Genomic DNA, 18,104 nt, shown 5'->3' with positions numbered 1-18,104 from the left:
AAACAGACTCGTTCAATTTTCGAAATTAGTAAGAAATGTGCACATTTCTCTTCATAAAAACAAGGGAAGGGATGCTCCCTTCCCTCTGCACGTTCCTTGAAGTGTTTCAGTAACTAATTACTGTTTTAACCACCATTTGTGGATGTTGTAGTACTCAGACTTCGCGTTAAACTCGTAGCCTTGAAGATTTTCAGGCATTACGCGGTGAACGTTTGGATAGTACAGGAATGTGTAAGGCTGGTCTTCAGCAATAAGCTTGTAGATGTCAGCATACTTTTTAGCATACTCATCTTGATCAAGAATTTGTTTCGCTTCTTCCATTAACTTGTCTGCTTCTTTGTTTGTGTAATCAGTCATGTTTAAGCCTTCAGCAATTTGGCTTGAGTGGAAGATGTCATATTGATCAGGGAATGTAGACAAGCTCCATCCTAAGATCATTGCATCGAAATCCCAGTTTGGTGCTGAAACCTGCTCGATGAAAGCAGAGAACTCGATGATCTCAGGTTTAACTTCGATACCGATTTCTTTTAATTGCTGCTGTACAACAACCGCGATATCTTCACGGATTTTATTACCTTGGTTCGTTTTTAGAGAGAATGAGAATTTCTTGCCGTCTTTGTCAAGAATGCCGTCGCCGTCAGTATCTTCCCATCCAGCTTCTTTAAGCATTGATTTTGCTTTTTCTACATCATAATTGAACTTTGTTACATCGTCGCTGTATGCGAAAGAAAGCGGGCTCTCAGGAACGTGAGCTACTTCACCGTCGCCGTTCATAACAGATGAAACCATAGATTCTCTGTCAAGCGCCATTGTTAGAGCCTGACGTACTTTAACATCTTTGAAAAGGTCGTTCTTTTGGTTCCAGCCGATGTAAGTGTAAGAAAGACCTAAGCCAGACTCAACTTTTACGCCGCTGAATGTGCTTTTTACTGTTTCAATGTCAGTACCTGGAACTTCTGTGAATTGAACATCGCCAGCTTGAAGCTGTGCAAGAAGAGCATCCTGGTCAGGAACGATTTTGTACGTGATTGAATCAAGGTATGGCTCGCCAAGGAAGTAATCTTTGTTCTTTTCAACTTTTACATATTCTCCGTCTTTCCACTCAACAAATTTGAATGGGCCTGTACCGATTGGAGATTTCGTGTTGAATTCGTTCTCGCCAAGCTCACCCACTGGAACTTTTCCAAGGATATGCTCAGGAAGGATTCCGTAGCTTAGAGAAACAGGGTAGAATGAAGCATCTTTCTTGTTAAGCTTGAATTCTACTTCATAGTCGCCTTTTTTAGTAACTGTTTCTAAAGATTCAAAACCAGATCCGCGCTCACCGACATAGTCAGGGCTTTTTGGGATGCCGTATGTAAATACTACGTCATCTGCAGTAAGCTCTTCGCCGTCATGGAATTTTACGCCTTCTTTGATTTTTACTGTGTACGTTAAACCGTCTTCAGACACGTCGATTTTTTCAGCGAGGTGCAAAGTCGGGTTGAACTCAGTGTCAGAAGACACAAGTCCGTCAAAGATGAAGCCTTCGATATCAGAGCTTGAAGCATCTGTAGAATACATTGGGTTAAACAATGTTGGTCCGCCAATCGTTCCAACTACTAAATCTCCGCCCATTTGCGGTTCGCCGGCATCTTCAGCCGGTTTGTCTTTGTCGCCAGAACCTGAAGCTGGTTTGTCGCCTGCGCCGCTGTTGCATGCAGCAAGGAACAAAGAGAATACCAGCAGTAAGCTAAGCAGTGTAAATAAACCTTTACGTTGTTTCACTTCGTATTTCCCCCTTAAAAATTTTTAATTTTTAGATTTCTTGACTGACAAGTTATGGCTTCTGCCATCTCCCCCCTTCAAGAGCATGATGTATGCTGATCTTGCCATCAATAAAGATGGCAAGCAACAAAGTGATTTTTCTTTACTTCTTTAAATTGCGGAACGGCTTCGCGGCAGGCGCTTGTTGCAGCCGGACATCTTGTATGGAATACGCAGCCTTGCGGAGGATTTGCCGGGCTCGGCAATTCTCCCTTCAGGACAATCCGCTCCCGTCTTGCCATACCTGCTTTTCTTGGAACCGGAACGGCTGAAAGCAGTGCTTGGGTATAAGGATGCAGCGGCTCAGAGTAGAGGCTGTTTTTATCAGCCAGTTCCATCATTTTGCCGAGATACATCACTCCGACACGGTCGCTTATGTGTCTCACAACACTCAAGTCATGCGAGATGAACATATAGGTCAGGTTAAACTCATCCTGCAGATCTTCTAATAGATTAATAATCTGTGCCTGAATCGACACATCAAGCGCCGACACGGCTTCATCCGCAATGACCATCTGAGGATTCAGGGCAATGGCCCGCGCGATCCCGATTCTCTGGCGCTGTCCTCCTGAAAATTCATGAGGATAGCGGTTGATGAAGGATGCATTCAATCCTACCTTTTCAAGCAGCTCTTCTACTTTTTCAGTTCTTTCTTTTCCTCTGTAAAGATTATGGGTGTTCATCGGTTCTTTAATGATGGAACCTAATGTTTTTCTCGGATTTAATGAAGCGAACGGATCCTGAAACACCATCTGAATATTTTTCCGGACGGTTTTGCGGAGCTCGCTTTCGGGTAAATGGGAGATATCCTGTCCGTCGAACAGAATTTTCCCGCCGGTTGGCTCATACAGACGGATAATCGTCCGCCCTGCAGTAGATTTTCCGCAGCCTGATTCACCTACTATTCCAATGGTTTCTCCCTTTTTAACAGTCAGGTTGATTCCATCTACGGCCTTTACATACCCTGCCGTTTTTTGAAGAATTCCCGATTTGATCGGAAAATGCTTCTGTACATCTATCAGCTGAAGAATCGTTTCATCGTTTTTCAGCTGCGCTGTCTTTCTTTCTGCATCTGCAACTTTCATTGAACGGCAGCCTCCTCGTCATCATATAAAAAGCACCGGACAGAGCGATGAGCTGAATGCTGCGTCAACTCAGGAAGAGCGCTGAAACATTTATCAAATGCTTTTGGGCATCTTGGTGCAAACCTGCAGCCTGCAGGAAGATTATCCGGTGTTGGAACGTTGCCCGGAATTGAATTCAGCTTCTCAATTTCACCGTCTATTGAAGGAATGGAAGCCATGAGTCCCTGAGTGTAAGGGTGAAGCGGTGCATCAAACAAATCATCTACGGACGCTTCTTCAACTACCTGTCCGCAATACATGACTACTACTCTCTCGGCTATTTCAGATACAACGCCGAGATCGTGAGTGATTAAGAGAATACTAGTATCAAATTTCTGGCTGACATCTTTCATCAGGTCCAGAATCTGTGCCTGAATGGTAACATCCAGTGCCGTTGTCGGCTCATCCGCAATCAGGAGCTTCGGGTTGCAGCTCATCGCGATCGCGATCATAACACGCTGGCGCATTCCGCCTGATAATCTGTGAGGATAATCATAAATAATTTCATCAGCCCGGCTGAACCCTACTAATCTCAAAAGCTCAATTGCTTTTTTGACAGCCTGATTTTTTGGAAGCTTCTGATGGTACATCAGCACTTCTGTGATCTGGTCGCCGATGGTCAGAACAGGATTCAGAGAGGTCATCGGCTCCTGGAAAATCATTGAGATGTCATTTCCACGCACCTTGCACAATTCCTTTTCGGAAAGCTTGGCCAAATCCTTGCCGTTAAGCAGAATTTCTCCATCAACTATCTTTCCTCCTGGACTTGGCACAAGTCCCATAATCGAAAGAGAGGTAATACTTTTGCCCGATCCCGATTCCCCTACAAGTGCAACCGTCTCACCTTTATGTATTTTCAAGTCAACGCCGTCCACAGCAGGAACAGCTTGCTTCTTTTTGTAAAAATATGTTTTCAGATTCTTAACTTCCAACAGTACTGACAATACCCTTCACCGCCCTATGATGTAAAGAATTCCCTTATTAATTATATAAATCATCTTAACTTTTTGTAAACATAGAATAGTCAGAAAATATATATTTGTATAGTATTACAAAAGTTTTACAAAAGCAAGCGAATTTTTAAAATATTGTAATTTTTTTAATAAATTCCTGTCTTTACTAGGAAAAAATACCAACAAAAAAACCCTTACTTGGGTTTTATGAATGACTTATTAACTATTTCGTCTGACGAAACAAAAAAGAGATCTGTCATGTTTATTTTTGTCTTTTCCATATAGTCCTTCACGATATGATAGCCTGCTGCGTATCCCAGCATCTTTGGATAAAAGCCTGTTCCGAACATGATTTGAGTGAACTTTCTTGAATCGCTTTTCAGCTCAAGATTGGGTTTTAAGATTTTCTCATAGAAAGACTGAACCTGATCCTTGGTATAGCGCTTCGTCCAGGATCCTGCATATTCTTCCCCCATCCTCACCCTGACTGCATTCTCTGCCAAGCCCTCAAGAATGACCGCATCCATCAGCGTATAGTCCCTTTCCTTTTTCGGGTCTTTTGCAAGCCTGCAGACATGATGATATTCATGAGTCAGGATTGTCTGAATGTCTCTTTTGCTGTTATCCGACAGAAACAAAAAGAGTTTATCATGAAAGGCAAGACCTGATTTCCCGCCAAATTCATCACGCATTTTCCTGTTGGCCGCATCAGCAGGCAGAATGAATACAGGCACATCCGGACCTGACCATTCCTTTTTGAGCAGTGCTTCATCCGCCCTCACAATATCCCACACCTTGTTTTTCTTCAAATCTGCAAACAGCAGTCGACCTGCTTCTTCCCCTTTGTACATACCAAAAGAATGCAAATAGCCGCTGATTTCCCTTGTGCTGCTATTATGAAAGTACGGCTTCAGCCGTCCGCAAATTTTAAGATGATCGGTTGATTCTCCGAGCCATTCATTTGTCTTGATTACAGTCATAAAACATCCGCACTCCCCTCTGCGGTATCTTATGAAGAGGCGCGCGGGAGGGTGAAAGGGGAAATGAAAATGGGAAGTGTGCTGTCGTTTTGCGGTAATGTATTCCAGTTTGTGTAATCGCTGAAAGTTCTGCCACTTTTCTCGGACTTGGGCCATTGTTCGTGGCGTCACTACACCGAGTGATACCACTTTTCTCGGACTTGGGCCCTTGTTTGTGGCGTCACTACACCGAGTGATGCCACTTTTCCTGCACTTGAATCCTTGTTTGTGGCGCCACTATAACGAATGATGCCACTTTTCTCGGACTTGGTCCCTTGTTTATGGCGTCATTACACCGAGTGATACCACTTTTCCTGCACTTGGATCCTTGTTTGTGGTGCCACTACAACGAGTGATGCCACTTTTTCTCAAAATTGAACCTTGTTTTTGGCGCCACTACACCGAGTGTTTCATTGGCTCTGATAAAAATCATTTATACAAAAAAATCCGAACTATTAATCATAGTCCGGAAATTTCTTTGCTATCTGACTTTTGCCTCGTTCAGATTATCATTGATATTTCTTAAAAATAATCGTTGCGTTATGTCCGCCGAATCCAAGTGAATTGCTCAGAGCAACATTCACTTCCGTTTTTCTTGCCTCGTTTGGAACGTAGTCAAGGTCACATTCCGGATCCTTTTCATGAAGATTAATGGTTGGAGGAATGATGCCTTCTTTGATGGCAAGAATCGAAAGAATGGCTTCAACACCGCCCGCTGCTCCAAGCAAGTGCCCTGTCATGGATTTTGTTGATGAAACGGCAAGCTTGTATGCGTGCTCTCCAAATACTTCTTTAATGGCAAGCGTCTCAAATTTATCATTATAAGGAGTGCTTGTGCCATGGGCATTTACGTAATCAACGTCTTCTGGTAACAGGCCGCCGTTTTCAAGCGCCATTCTCATTGCGCGCACGCCGCCTTCTCCTCCAGGTGCTGGAGCCGTGATATGGTGAGCATCACCGGTAGCTCCGTAGCCGACGATTTCTGCATAAATCGGCGCTCCGCGGTCGAGTGCATGCTGCAGCTCTTCAAGAACAAGAATTCCCGCTCCTTCTCCCATGACAAATCCGTCGCGGTTTGCATCAAACGGTCTGCTTGCCGTTGCCGGATCCTGATTTGTGGATAGGGCTTTGCTTGCGCTGAAGCCGGCAAACGCCATTCTTGTAATCGGTGCTTCTGTTCCGCCTGTGATCATTACATCGGAATCACCGCGCTGAATAACTTTAAATGCATCACCAATTGAGTTTGTGCCGGTAGCACATGCTGTTACCGTACATGAGTTAAATCCTTTTGCCCCTAAAGCAATCGACACCTGGCCTGCTGCCATATCCGGAATCATCATTGGAACAAAGAATGGGCTTACGCGTCTTGCACCTTTTGTCAGCAATGTTTCAAACTGATTTTCAAAGGTTTCCATCCCGCCGATGCCTGATCCGATCCATACTCCAACACGAGGTGCAATCTCATCTGTAATTTCAAGCTTTGCATCTTTAACTGCCATAAAAGAGGCTGCTACTGCATATTGAGTAAAACGGTCCATCTTTCTTGCATCTTTTTTATCCATATACTTCTCAACATCAAAGTCCTTAATTTCTGCCGCCACTTTTGCAGGGTAATCAGCAGAATCAATCCGCGTCAGCGGGCCGACACCTGATACCCCTTTAATTGCATTGTCCCAAGTGGACGCTGCATCGCTTCCAATTGGAGTAATGGCTCCAAGTCCAGTTACAACAACTCGCCTGTTTGTCATCTGTATACACCCTGCCTTTTTTGTTTTTTTGAAAATTTATCTTCCCCAGCGCATAGCAATGGCGCCCCAAGTTAATCCGCCGCCAAAACCTACCATGACTACAACGTCTCCGTCCTTGACCGTCCCTGCCTCAATTTCCTCTACAAGTGAAATCGGAATGGATGCCGCTGAGGTGTTTCCATATTTATGAACCGTTTTTGACATTTTTTCAACTGGAAGCTCAAGACGCTCTCTCGCTGCTTCCATGATCCGAATGTTTGCCTGATGCGGAATTAAAAAGTCAACATCCTCTTTTTTAAGGCCCGCTTTTTCAATGACATTAACACTCGATTCACCCATCTGTCTGACGGCAAATTTAAAAACTTCCCTGCCGTTCATCACAATTTTTTCATCCTGATATAAGTGTTTTCCGCCAGAACCGTCTGAACCGAGCTCAAAAGAAAGAAATCCTTTGCCTTCTGATACACTGCTGACAACGGCCGCTCCGGCACCATCTCCGAAAAGGACGGCTGTGTTGCGGTCATCCCAGTCTGTAATTTTTGACAGTTTTTCAACACCTACAACGAGCACATTTTTATAAGCGCCCGTTTCAATGAACTGCTGAGCTGTAATCAGTCCGTACATAAAGCCCGCACATGCCGCGCTCAAGTCCATGGCAGCTACTTTCCTTGCCCCGAGTTTTTCCTGCAGCATGCATGCAACCGTAGGAAATGGCTGATCGGGCGTTACAGTGGCCACTAAAATCATATCCAAATCCTCTGCAGTCAGTCCAGCGTTTTCAATCGCTTTTTCAGCTGCATAGTAAGCCATATCGGAAGTATCCATATCATCATCTGCAAGACGGCGTTCTTCAATACCTGTCCGTGTGCGGATCCATTCATCTGATGTATCCATCACCTTCTCAAGATCGGCATTTGTTACAGTACGGTCCGGAGTATACCGTGCAATCCCAATAATTCCAGCACTCATATATGCAGCTCCTTTTTCGCTTGTTTTTAGAATCAATTATTATTACCTGGTACTAATTTTATCGTATTCTTTTCAAAATTTCAATCCAAATCTGTGCGTTTGCCTCGCTCCGCTTTTGAATCAGAACATACACTGTCAGTAAGGAAAACTAAGAGAGGTGTTTATGTTGAGCGAAAAAAGACAGGCGGATGAGTCCGGAGATTTTTTCAACTCCTTCATGTTCGGCGATAGACGTGAGCTGCGCACAGATCAGGAGGAAACAGAAAAAAGGCCCGCTCTTGATGAGCAGGAACCTCAGTCCGGAACCGATTACTTCAGCATTTTCATGCAGATTGATGACATTATGGACTCGATAAAAGAATTAAAGCCGGTCGTAAAAGAGTTTTCACCGATACTGGATTATTTCAAACAGAAGCTCAAATAAAAAAGCGCAGCTTATCTCACCGCGCTTTTTCTTATTTTCCTGCTTCATTTTTTCCAAGTTCGTATGCATCGTTCATGACTTTCGTTAAAAGCTCCATCATTGGCTGAAGGTGTTCAGCTCTGATTTCAATTCCAGCTTCATCAAGCTTCGCTTTTGCCTCTGGAAGATATTTCATGGCAATCTGCATAAATTCAAGTGTTTTAGTATCCTGGCTCATTTTAAATTTCTCCTTTACAGCTGATTTGGCAATTTGTCTGTTTGCCGGTAGGTTTCAATTTGCTGCTCTAATTTCTCCTGAAAGGCTTTGTCGACTTTCGGACTGTATGTACCCATTTCAATCACGTTTTCCTGAAAATCAAAATAAAGATTTCCGCTGGCCAGTTCTCCGGCCTCGTATTTCTTTGCGACAAGCTCATAAAGCCTGTCCACATGCTGAATTGTGCTTGTCAGAACGGTATTTTCTCCAAGGTCTGACTGATCGGACACATAGCCGATGGCATACAGGCCTTTTTCTTTCATTCTTTCGATTACAGGTACATTATAGCCGTCGCCTGCCGGATATACAACATCCACGCCTTCGGCAAGCATTTCATCTGTATAATTCAGAGCTGTCCGCACATCATCCCAGCTCTCGACATATTGAATCTTCACTTCAATATCAGGGTTTTGATAGAAAGCCCCTTCATAAAAACCGTCAATTTCCGGCTGCCATTCATACGCAGCAAGAATTCCCACTTTATTGGTGCTCGTCATTTCCCCGGCGATCATGCCCCCAAAAAACCCCATGGCATTCGCATTAAAGTTGAGGCTCGTCACATTCTCTCCATCTGCATCACCATTGAAAAAAACAAACCTGATATCTTCATATTCTTCATTCAGCCCTTCAAAATAGGCTTCATATTCGCTTCCATGGCCAAAAATGAGATTGACTCCTTTGCCGCTCATCTCATTGACGGCTTCTCTAACCGCATCTTCATTATTCATGCCTTCTTTATAAAAAACTTCGGCCCCGTATTGCGATTGTATTTTCAAAAGTCCTTTGTATCCTTTCGTTCCCCAGACCTGATCGCTGATCGTATCAGGTACAAGCAAGCCTACTTTTTCCAGCTCATTCTGACGGGGTTGTCCGCATCCAGCCAGAAAAAAAAGGCACATCGCGAAGAGAATACTTTTCTTCAGCATGGCAAGCAGCTCCTTTAAGCTTGTGCTAGTCTAGATTCCTCTATATTTTAGACTGTATGGTTCATTCGGCACAAGGATATATTTCCCAAAAAACAAGCAAATGAGAGATTTTATCTAAAGGGACTGAAAAATATAGAGGTTTTGCCTGATCCACTCGGTTTGGGCGCTTAATCCCTCTTTTAGTGATACGCTGCTGCGCACAGTATATTTTATGTCCTCTGAAACTTTGCAGGCGATCCCGCTCTCCTTTTTTTCATTTAAAAGCATTGCAGCCTCCCTCCACTGATTTTCTTTTCCGGACGACAAATGAACGGTATCTCCTGTAAATGTTTCAAGTTTAGACAGCTCAATCAGGGCATTAACAGCATCTTCAATGTAAAGCAGGTCTCTTCTTTCCTCTCTTTCATCCTGAACAGGGCTCCCGCCGGTTAAAGAAGCAACAATGCGTTTATGAATGCTGCCCGAATTTGGCTGCCACGGACCGTAAAGACCTGGAAACCGGATGATTTTCAGCAGCCCTGACTGGTTAAAAAGCTTTTTCAATGTCTGTTCCTGCTTTAAATGAGCAGCTCCATTAATAGTTGTTGGAACCGGTACCGTGTTTTTATCAATGACAAGCTGATTCTCCCCGTATACTTCCATCGATGAAATTAATACTAGAGGAATCTTGTGAGTAAGGGAAAGAGAAGCACACTCTTTTAGAAGATTTTCATGAATCCTGCTTTCTTTGTCAGCAGGATCCTGAATGCAGCAGAAAATAAGATCATGCTCTTTTTCTTTTGGAACCGACTCCACGCTTTGAAACAGAGCATTTCTCCCGATCATCATCAGCTTTTCTTCAGCAACTCTCTGTTCGAGCTCATCCTCATAATCATTGCTGATGCCATCAACACATACGCCCTCTTCAAGCAGCCTGCTGCAGAGGGAAAAACCGACAAACTGCAGGGTGCCCGCAATGAACGCTTTTTTCATGTTACGAATCCTCCTTATAAGAGCGTTATAGTAATCGTATGCTTAAAAACAGCGCAAAAGAATCGTTCCTGATGCAGGAACGATTCCGGCTACAAATTTTTTTCATTTTCTTTAAAAAATTTCACGACCGAGTGATGCAATCTGTATTGATTGTCGGCAAGATGAAACGTGAGATCAATCGGATTTCCATGCTTGCTTCTGTGCTCCTCATACATTTTGCTGTGATCCTGATAAGGGTAGGTGATGCTGTTCATCCGCTGCCATATATGAACCGGGATGTCTGCTGTATCAAAGCTTTCATCAAATGTCATGCTCCCTGCCTCTTTTGGATCCTTGTCATATGCCAGGGCTATTTCGCGGGAAAGCCGTTTGTAGAAAAATTTGTTTTCTCTCTCTTTTTCAAGGTGGGCGTTTAGATTCAGGCAGGGATTAAACATGGCAGCAGATCTGATTTTATCGCTTGATTTCATAAGTTCCTTTGCAACAAGCGCGCCCATTCCCTCGCAAAGAATGTGTACACGCTCATTTAATATCTCTTTTTTCATGACAATATGATAAATCCTCATTGCGAGCTGCAGTGCTTTCGGACTTCCCCAATTCGCCCCGTACAAATTGGACGTAAAGACCGTGTAACCCGCTTCCAGAAGGACGCCAAGCAGCTGATTTCTTCCATAGTGCTGAAGCCAGAAGCTTGTTTGCGAATCGACGAAATGAGTTTTGTCCCCAAAAATATAGACCCCAAACCCATTCGGCTGATACGGATAATGAATAATGCTCCATTCGGAATCAAGCTGAAAAAACCGTTTTGTAATGCCCATCTTTGCCCACCTCCTTTCAGTCGTACTTTGAATCTCTATACAACGTATGTTCACTTAGCATAAAACGAATGGATTTATACCCAGTCCCGCCATCCATTAACGTTCATCAAATGGTCACGTTCAGCAGAAATAAAGCTTTTATTCCTCAATCTATGTATGATAATATGGACATAGAATTGTTTGAAGAATGAGGTGAACAGATTGCGCTATTTTTGGACTTTTTTCTGGACGTTTTTATTAATGCAAATGATGGCATACGTTGTTGCTTCTATGACAGGTGTCGCCTATAACTTTGTTACAGCTTCTATCCTCGCTGTAGCTGTAACCGTTGTCATCCTGATCTTGGGTGAAATTGTTCCTGACAAATCGGCAGAAGGACATCATTAATACCTGACTTCGACTCTGCATGCAAAAAACCCTACTGAAAACAGTAGGGTTTTTTTGTATGACCGGATGTCAAGGTTTGCGCTGGTATGTCCATTCACGGTCGTCATTTGACGTTTCCGGAAAATGGTCTCCTGCCTGAAGCTTTATTTTACGGGGATTTTTGACCATTGATCCTGTCTCCCCAATTTCTACATACACACCGTTATTAGGTGCTTTTTGGCCTGATTTAAAGCGGTGCTGCTGCCCCAAATTAATTCCCTCCTTAAAGGTTTCATACACCTGTAGTATGGTTTAAACGAGGGTAATCCATGTAAAACACGGGTTAAGTTTGTCTTTACACTCTTCTTTTACCTGTAGTTAAATAAGAAGGGAAATGGAGGATTTTATCTTTATGGAAGACTTTTATTTGATACTGAAATATTTACTGCTTGGGCTGTTTCAGGGTTTTACAGAGCCAATCCCTGTCTCCTCCAGCGGACATCTGGTGTTTGCCCAGCACTTTCTTGGCGTGAAAATTGAAGGACTGAGCTTTGAACTCCTTGTTAACGCTGCCTCGCTACTTGCTGTTTTGCTTATCTACAGGGAAGACCTTATCAGGCTGTCTGTAAATGGCGCCAGTTACGCAGTAAACAGAAACCCGGAGAATAAAAAGGATTTTCAATTTATTCTTTATCTGATCATCGCTACAATCCCTGCAGCTGTTCTCGGAATTTTATTCAAAGATGTCCTTTCAAGCAAGGATGTCAGGCTTGCTGCAGGATCCCTGATTGTAACGGGAATTGCCCTTTATTTAATTCGAAATCTGCGCGGCAATAAAAAAGACGGAGATTTAACCGTTAAGGACGCTGTCTTGATCGGTTTTGCTCAAGCTGTAGCCCTGATACCTGGAATCAGCCGATCCGGAGCTACCATAGTAGCAGCCATGGCTCTCGGGACAAAGCAAGAAACAGCGCTAAGATTTTCGTTCCTTTTGTTTATCCCGGTCAGTGCAGGCGGTATGATCCTCGGCATCAGCGATCTTTTGGCAGATGAACATTTTAATGAGCTCATTATGCCATATGCAGCAGGCTTTGCTGGATCGCTCATCATGTCCTATTTTTCACTGAAGTGGTTTATGGGCATTATGGAAAAAGGAAATCTGAAGTACTTTGCTTATTATTGCTTTATTGTTGGCCCGGTTATTTTGATTTTGACTCTTTTTTCTTGATAGAGGAAAGCACCCCTGAATGAGCTTTTCATTCGGGGGTGTTTTGTCTGCAGTAATAGTCCTGTAGCGGTGAAGTTGGTAGTAAATCAATGATTGTCGGCTGTTAATTTGCGATTGTTGGATGTAAATGTTGAAAGGTTGGCTGTAAATAGCGAATTGTCGGCTGTAAAAAGAAAATCAGCTAGAGAAGATACGTGTGCGGCAGGTGTTTGCAGAAAAAAATGGCTCAGTCAGCCCTTAACCGGGCAGACTGAGCTCACATTTAAACCTTTTTATCCAGCAAGAATCTCCTTCAGCAATGCTTTTTGCACATGCAGCCGGTTTTCGGCCTGCTGGAAGACCGCTGACTGGCTGCCGTCAATGACTTCGGCTGTAACTTCTTCGCCGCGGTGGGCCGGCAGGCAGTGAAGGAAGTTGCTGTCCGCCTTGGCGCCTGCCATGAGTTTGCTGTTGATTTGATATCCATCAAAGGCAGCTAGCCGGATTTCATTTTCTTCTTCCTGCCCCATGCTCGTCCAGACATCCGAATAGACGATATCAGCACCCTGCACCGCTTCTGCAGGATTCGTGACAGCCGTAACAGCTGCTCCGGTTTGTTTACAGACCTGCTGGATTTTTTTCATGACTTCAGGATCTGGCCCATACCCTTCCGGATGCGCGATGACTGCATCCATTCCGACTTTTGCACATGCGATCAGCAGGGAATGCGCAACATTGTTGCCATCACCTATGTAGGCGACCTTCGTTCCTTTAAATGTCTTTTTCAGCTGAAGGATGGTCATTAAGTCGGCTAGCGCCTGGCAAGGATGATACGTATCGGTCAGTCCGTTGATGACCGGAATTGATGCGTGGCGGGCAAGCTCCTCGACTTTTTCATGCTGGAATGTCCGGATCATGATAGCGTCCACGTAACCCGATAAAACCTTAGCCGTATCCGCAATGCTCTCACCGCGTCCAAGCTGAAGATCCTGGCTGCTTAAAAACAGAGCATTTCCTCCAAGCTGCTGCATGCCGGCTTCAAATGAGACACGGGTGCGGGTTGATGATTTTTCGAAAATCATTGCAAGGATTTTGCCTGAGAGCACCGACTGAATCGGATTTTTTTTCATCTCTATGCCCTCGTGTATGATGTGAAGAATTTCTTCGGTTGTATAATCAAGCAGGGTCAGACAATCTCTTCCAAAGAAAGAGGACTCCACCCGGGCAAGTTTCACTGAACTCATCACGCCTTCACTCCTGTTCGTGTTAATTCTTTTATTGAATACACTTTGTAATCTTGTGCAGCCTGCAGATAAGCGGCAAATGTTTCCCGATTTGAGAACACTTTAATTCCTTTATCCAATGCTTTCAGCCTTAAATCTGCTGATTGTTCCTTCATAAGACTCACAAGCAAACCATTGCGGGCATTTTCGGCCCATTCATCAAAATCTTCTGTGACAGCCGTTATTCCTGCGTCTTTCATCTGGCTGAGAAGCTGCTGATCAGGCGTATCCAAAAACACATTTGTTTCCTTCCCGCCTTCTTCATCAAATACTTTGCCGAGTGCTTCTTCAATTGTCGGTGCCAGACACATGCCTTCTCCCGTTGACCTCATTTCAGGTCCAAGCAGCAAATCAACATTCTGAAGAGCGTGACTTGAGAAAACAGGATATTTTACAGCTACATACTCTTTTTCTTCTATGGAATGATGAGAGAGCATTTTTCCGTCAAGCGCTTCTGCGGCAAGGCGAATCATAGGCACATCCATCACTTTGCTGACAACAGGTGCAGTCCGGCTTGCACGAGGATTGACTTCAAGTACGAAAATCTCATCATCTTTTATTAAAAATTGAATATTCATCATGCCTTTATATTGGAGCTTCTGCACAATTTTCTGAGCAGCTTCATGCATGCCTGCTTTAAGTTCTGCATTGATTGACCGGGAAGGAATAATCGCCATGCTGTCACCTGAATGGACTCCTGCAGGCTCAATGTGCTCCATCACCGCCGGAACGAAAATGCCAGTTCCATCAGCCACTAAATCAAGCTCTGCTTCTTTTCCGATGACAAAACGGTCGATCAGCACAGGAAACGCGTGCTTCCCTGCTGTTTCCAGCTGCTTTTGAAGCTGCTCTTTTGTTTCAAGAACGAGCATTCCTTTTCCTCCAATCACATAGGACGGTCTGATCAGAACCGGATAGCCGATTTTCTCAGCTTCCGCGAGCGCCTCTTCCTCGTGATGGGCCGTCGCTCCAGGCAGATGGGGGATTTCAAGTTCGTCAAGCAGGTGATAAAACCGTTCACGTTCTTCAAGAATATCAAGGGTTTCTGAGTCTGTCCCAAGGAGAACCGCTCCTTCGGCCTCAAGGGCCGCAGCCAGATTGATTGCCGTTTGTCCGCCAAACTGAACAATCGTCACATCAATGCCCTCAGCCTCAATCACATTCATAACGTGCTCTACTGTCAGGGGTTCAAAATAAAGACGGTCTGCGGTTTCAAAATCCGTGCTGACGGTTTCCGGGTTGTTGTTGATCATAATGGTTTCATATCCAAGCTTTTGCAGGGCTTTAATTCCCTGAACAGCACTGTAGTCGAACTCAACCCCCTGCCCGATCCGGATGGGGCCTGAACCCAGTACAAGTGCCTTCTTCTTTTGAGGAGAAGCTTCTTTTTCAAGCTCGCACTCTCCAAAGTACGCAGAGTAATAATAGTTCGTTCTCGCTTCGAATTCCCCGGCGCATGTATCTACCAGCTTATATTTAGCGGTAATGCCAAGTGATTTTCTCACCTTTGACACTTTCGGTTCTTTTACATTCAGCACGTGGGCAATATATGCATCTGAGCAGCCCTTTTCTTTGATGCGGGTGAAAAACTCGCGTGTCATTGTATCAAGGGAAGAAGTCTTCAGCTGCTGTTCAAGCTCGATAAGAGAGGCAAAGATGTTCAGAAAATAATAATCCATGCCGGTTTCTTCATGAATAACATGGATGGTTTCGCCTCTTCTCAAAAGCTCCATGATGGCAAAGAAGCGCTGATCGGTAGCGTATTTCAGCAAGCTCAGAAGCTCCACATCAGATAGACCGGCCGTATCTTCATGCCAGATTCCAATGTTTCCGAGCTCAAGAGAAGCTGCTGCTTTTTGAATCGCTGCCTCCAGGTTCCGTTCGATTGACATCACTTCGCCCGTTGCCTTCATTTTTGTGCCCAGAACACGGTCCGCATCTTTAAACTTATCAAACGGCCATCTCGGAAATTTAACCACTGCATAGTCAAGTGCAGGTTCAAAGCTTGCAAACGTTGACTGTGTCAGCGGATTCTTCAGTTCATCCAGCGTATAGCCGCAAGCAAGCTTCGCAGCAAGTTTGGCAATCGGATAGCCGGTTGCTTTTGATGCAAGAGCTGAGGAACGGCTGACACGCGGATTTACTTCGATGACATAGTATTGTTTGCTTACAGGATCAAGCGCAAATTGAATGTTGCATCCGCCGATTACTTCAAGCGCTGAAATAATCGTCAGAGATGCAGACCGGAGCATTTGGTACTCATGATCGGTCAATGTTTGGGAAGGGGCAACAACCATCGAATCACCGGTATGAATACCCACCGGATCAATATTTTCCATGTTGCACACCGTTATGCACGTATTGGCGCGGTCTCTCATCACCTCATATTCAATTTCCTTAAACCCTGCAATGCTCTTTTCAACGAGGCACTGATGAATGGGACTCGCATTCAGCCCGCTTTTCATCAGCTGCTTCAGCTTTTTCTCATCCTCTGCAATGCCGCCTCCCTTGCCTCCAAGTGTATAGGCTGGCCGGACGATAATTGGGTAGCCTATACTTTCTGCAAAAGCTAGTGCTCCCTCTGCGTCTGTCACGATTTCACTTGCAGGAACCGGCTGATTTAAGTCATACATGAGCTTTCTGAATTTCTCCCGGTCTTCCCCTTTTTGAATTGAATCGACGCTTGTTCCAAGCACTTCCACCCCATATTTTTGAAGAATGCCTGCTTCATGCAGCTTGACGGCAAGATTTAAACCTGTTTGGCCTCCGAGCGAGGCAAGCAGGCCGTCCGGGCGTTCTTTTTCAATAATTTTTGTGAGACTTTTCACCGTCAGAGGTTCAAAGTAAATCTCATCAGCGTACTCATGATCCGTCATGATCGTGGCAGGATTGTTGTTTACAAGGATGACTTTATAGCCTTCTTCTTTTAACGCGATGCACCCCTGCGTTCCTGAATAGTCAAATTCCGCTGCCTGACCGATGATGATAGGTCCTGAACCAATTACCAAGATGCTTTTAAGATCATGTCGTTTAGGCATATACCGTTTCTCTCCTTGTCTTTTTCACCATTTCCAAAAACTCGTCAAACAAGTATTCACTCTCTGCCGGTCCCGGATGTGCTTCCGGATGAAACTGAACGGACAGAATCGGAAGCGACTTATGAAGCATGCCTTCCACTGATTGATCATTCACATTCAGAAAACGGACCTTAAACGCTTCTTGATGCGACGTCACGACATAGCTGTGATTTTGGGAGGTCATGAACACTTTCCCCTTAACCTGATCAGCAACTGGATGATTCGCTCCCCGGTGGCCAAACCGCAGCTTCTTCGTATCTCCGCCGTATGCAAGAGCTATCAGCTGATGGCCAAGGCAAATACCGAGTGACGGGTAGTCTTCCGTCGCTTTCTTGATCGCCGGCAAATACATCTCAAGGCTCTTCGGATCTCCTGGTCCATTTGAAAAAACAATGGCATCCGGCTTTACCGAGCTAAGCTCATGTAATTTTGTATAAGGAATAGTGGTCACTTTGCAGCCCCTCTTTAAAAAGGAAGCCCCAATGGATTTTTTAAACCCGAAATCAATGAGGGCAACATGGACATCCCCATCGCCTGCCGTTGTCAGAGTTTCATTGATGCTCGGCAAATGTTTTTCCGGAATGACAGAAAGATCTTTTTTTACGGCTGAAAGCTCTGCTTTCATCGTTCCGTGCTTTCTGATCTGTTTGACGACAGACCTTGTGTCCACATGGCTGATAAACGGAACATTCCATTTCTTCAAGTACTCCTTCACGCTGTAAGCTGCCTCGTAATGGGAAAAATGCTCGCAGCATTCATAAAAGACGGCCCCTTTAATCTGAGGTCTTTCACTTTCAAAGTCTGAAGCATTAATCCCGTAATTTCCGATCAGCGGATACGTAAAGACGATAATCTGATTTTGGTAGGACGGGTCTGTCAGCACCTCCTGATAGCCGGTCATGCCGGTATAAAAAACGATCTCGCCCCCTACGTGCCCGCCGGTTAAATTTCCTTTATAGCTTGTGCCGTTCTCAAGAAGCAGGTAGCCGCTCATGTTCCGTTCACCTCGAAATGAATTTTTATATAATTTTAAGTATATTTATGCGTTGGTGTGTAAAAAAATTTAGGGTTGTGATGGTTGGTGCCGTTTAGCAGGATTTTCTGATTGTTGATGGTTCTATTCTCGATGTTGAGTGCCATCAAATCTGATTTTCTG

General features: G+C 44.4%; 17 protein-coding genes. 3 read left to right on the top strand and 14 right to left on the bottom strand.

The window, feature by feature from the left end; all coding sequences use genetic code 11:
- Positions 1–117: 117 nt before the first annotated feature.
- The 6 genes from AZ46_RS00205 to AZ46_RS00180 form a co-directional block, all read right to left on the bottom strand.
- The gene (locus tag AZ46_RS00205; protein ID WP_029282641.1) at positions 118–1,767 is read right to left on the bottom strand and encodes a peptide-binding protein; all 1,650 of its coding nucleotides are present in this window, start codon (positions 1,765–1,767) and stop codon (positions 118–120) included.
- Between the two features lie 107 nt (positions 1,768–1,874).
- A complete protein-coding gene (locus AZ46_RS00200) occupies positions 1,875–2,891 on the bottom strand; it encodes an ABC transporter ATP-binding protein (protein WP_035206457.1) in 1,017 nt (338 codons plus the stop codon).
- Complete coding sequence (locus AZ46_RS00195; protein WP_029282645.1) at positions 2,888–3,874, bottom strand: ABC transporter ATP-binding protein; 987 nt, start codon at positions 3,872–3,874, stop codon at positions 2,888–2,890. The genes AZ46_RS00200 and AZ46_RS00195 overlap by 4 nt, the downstream gene beginning before the upstream one ends.
- A gap of 203 nt (positions 3,875–4,077) precedes the next feature.
- Positions 4,078–4,863, bottom strand: a complete 786-nt coding sequence (locus AZ46_RS00190; RefSeq protein ID WP_029282647.1) for a DUF2268 domain-containing putative Zn-dependent protease — start codon at positions 4,861–4,863, stop codon at positions 4,078–4,080.
- Positions 4,864–5,411: 548 nt separating this feature from the next.
- Complete coding sequence (fabF, locus tag AZ46_RS00185) at positions 5,412–6,650, bottom strand: beta-ketoacyl-ACP synthase II (RefSeq protein WP_029282649.1); 1,239 nt, start codon at positions 6,648–6,650, stop codon at positions 5,412–5,414.
- A gap of 36 nt (positions 6,651–6,686) precedes the next feature.
- Positions 6,687–7,619 carry a beta-ketoacyl-ACP synthase III gene (locus AZ46_RS00180; RefSeq protein WP_029282651.1) on the bottom strand — a complete coding sequence of 311 codons (933 nt, stop codon included), beginning with the start codon at positions 7,617–7,619 and terminating at the stop codon, positions 6,687–6,689.
- 166 nt (positions 7,620–7,785) lie between these two features.
- Here AZ46_RS00180 and AZ46_RS00175 point away from each other — a divergent pair, with 166 nt between their 5' ends.
- Positions 7,786–8,043: a hypothetical protein gene (locus AZ46_RS00175; RefSeq protein WP_139015471.1), complete on the top strand. Its 258-nt coding sequence runs from the start codon at positions 7,786–7,788 to the stop codon at positions 8,041–8,043.
- Positions 8,044–8,074: 31 nt separating this feature from the next.
- On the opposite strand, the gene AZ46_RS00170 is transcribed toward AZ46_RS00175, so the two are convergent.
- The 4 genes from AZ46_RS00170 to AZ46_RS00155 form a co-directional block, all read right to left on the bottom strand.
- A complete protein-coding gene (locus tag AZ46_RS00170) occupies positions 8,075–8,260 on the bottom strand; it encodes a ComZ family protein (RefSeq protein ID WP_029282655.1) in 186 nt (61 codons plus the stop codon).
- A 14-nt stretch (positions 8,261–8,274) separates the two neighbouring features.
- On the bottom strand, positions 8,275–9,225 hold the full coding sequence (locus AZ46_RS00165) for a BMP family ABC transporter substrate-binding protein (protein ID WP_029282657.1): 951 nt from the start codon (positions 9,223–9,225) through the stop codon (positions 8,275–8,277).
- 114 nt (positions 9,226–9,339) lie between these two features.
- Positions 9,340–10,197, bottom strand: coding sequence for an NAD-dependent epimerase/dehydratase family protein (locus AZ46_RS00160; protein ID WP_029282659.1), 858 nt, complete (start codon positions 10,195–10,197; stop codon positions 9,340–9,342).
- A gap of 89 nt (positions 10,198–10,286) precedes the next feature.
- Complete coding sequence (locus AZ46_RS00155) at positions 10,287–11,015, bottom strand: hypothetical protein (RefSeq protein WP_029282661.1); 729 nt, start codon at positions 11,013–11,015, stop codon at positions 10,287–10,289.
- Between the two features lie 201 nt (positions 11,016–11,216).
- On the opposite strand from AZ46_RS00155, the gene AZ46_RS00150 reads away from it, so the two are divergent.
- Positions 11,217–11,402 carry a YjzD family protein gene (locus tag AZ46_RS00150; protein ID WP_029282663.1) on the top strand — a complete coding sequence of 62 codons (186 nt, stop codon included), beginning with the start codon at positions 11,217–11,219 and terminating at the stop codon, positions 11,400–11,402.
- A 69-nt stretch (positions 11,403–11,471) separates the two neighbouring features.
- Here AZ46_RS00150 and AZ46_RS00145 read toward each other — a convergent pair whose 3' ends face one another.
- A complete protein-coding gene (locus tag AZ46_RS00145) occupies positions 11,472–11,651 on the bottom strand; it encodes a YjzC family protein (RefSeq protein WP_029282665.1) in 180 nt (59 codons plus the stop codon).
- Between the two features lie 142 nt (positions 11,652–11,793).
- Between AZ46_RS00145 and AZ46_RS00140 the strand changes: the two genes are divergently transcribed.
- Entirely contained in the window at positions 11,794–12,609 is an 816-nt protein-coding gene (locus tag AZ46_RS00140) for an undecaprenyl-diphosphate phosphatase (RefSeq protein WP_029282667.1), read from the top strand.
- A 272-nt stretch (positions 12,610–12,881) separates the two neighbouring features.
- Here the strand turns inward: AZ46_RS00140 and argF are convergent, their stop codons facing one another.
- The 3 genes from argF to AZ46_RS00125 are packed head-to-tail and all read right to left on the bottom strand — an operon-like array spanning position 12,882 to position 17,942.
- Positions 12,882–13,832, bottom strand: coding sequence for an ornithine carbamoyltransferase (gene argF, locus AZ46_RS00135; RefSeq protein ID WP_029282669.1), 951 nt, complete (start codon positions 13,830–13,832; stop codon positions 12,882–12,884).
- A complete protein-coding gene (locus tag AZ46_RS00130) occupies positions 13,832–16,909 on the bottom strand; it encodes a carbamoyl phosphate synthase large subunit (RefSeq protein ID WP_029282671.1) in 3,078 nt (1,025 codons plus the stop codon). The genes argF and AZ46_RS00130 overlap by 1 nt, the downstream gene beginning before the upstream one ends.
- Complete coding sequence (locus AZ46_RS00125) at positions 16,902–17,942, bottom strand: carbamoyl phosphate synthase small subunit (RefSeq protein WP_029282673.1); 1,041 nt, start codon at positions 17,940–17,942, stop codon at positions 16,902–16,904. Before AZ46_RS00125 ends, AZ46_RS00130 begins: the two co-directional genes overlap by 8 nt.
- Between the last annotated feature and the right edge of the window lie 162 nt (positions 17,943–18,104).

The sequence above is a fragment of the Metabacillus indicus LMG 22858 genome, assembly GCF_000708755.2.
GTDB classification, from domain to species: Bacteria; Bacillota; Bacilli; order Bacillales; family Bacillaceae; genus Bacillus_P; species Bacillus_P indicus.
This window is presented reverse-complemented; position numbering and strand designations above follow the sequence as displayed.

Coding starts and splice junctions, on each gene's coding strand:
- AZ46_RS00200 (WP_035206457.1), bottom strand. CDS start 2,891: ATGAAAGTTGCAGATGCAGAAAGAAAGACAGCGCAGCTGAAAAACGAT.
- AZ46_RS00190 (WP_029282647.1), bottom strand. CDS start 4,863: ATGACTGTAATCAAGACAAATGAATGGCTCGGAGAATCAACCGATCAT.
- fabF (WP_029282649.1), bottom strand. CDS start 6,650: ATGACAAACAGGCGAGTTGTTGTAACTGGACTTGGAGCCATTACTCCA.
- AZ46_RS00180 (WP_029282651.1), bottom strand. CDS start 7,619: ATGAGTGCTGGAATTATTGGGATTGCACGGTATACTCCGGACCGTACT.
- AZ46_RS00170 (WP_029282655.1), bottom strand. CDS start 8,260: ATGAGCCAGGATACTAAAACACTTGAATTTATGCAGATTGCCATGAAA.
- AZ46_RS00165 (WP_029282657.1), bottom strand. CDS start 9,225: ATGCTGAAGAAAAGTATTCTCTTCGCGATGTGCCTTTTTTTTCTGGCT.
- AZ46_RS00160 (WP_029282659.1), bottom strand. CDS start 10,197: ATGAAAAAAGCGTTCATTGCGGGCACCCTGCAGTTTGTCGGTTTTTCC.
- AZ46_RS00155 (WP_029282661.1), bottom strand. CDS start 11,015: ATGGGCATTACAAAACGGTTTTTTCAGCTTGATTCCGAATGGAGCATT.
- AZ46_RS00140 (WP_029282667.1), top strand. CDS start 11,794: ATGGAAGACTTTTATTTGATACTGAAATATTTACTGCTTGGGCTGTTT.
- argF (WP_029282669.1), bottom strand. CDS start 13,832: ATGAGTTCAGTGAAACTTGCCCGGGTGGAGTCCTCTTTCTTTGGAAGA.
- AZ46_RS00130 (WP_029282671.1), bottom strand. CDS start 16,909: ATGCCTAAACGACATGATCTTAAAAGCATCTTGGTAATTGGTTCAGGA.
- AZ46_RS00125 (WP_029282673.1), bottom strand. CDS start 17,942: ATGAGCGGCTACCTGCTTCTTGAGAACGGCACAAGCTATAAAGGAAAT.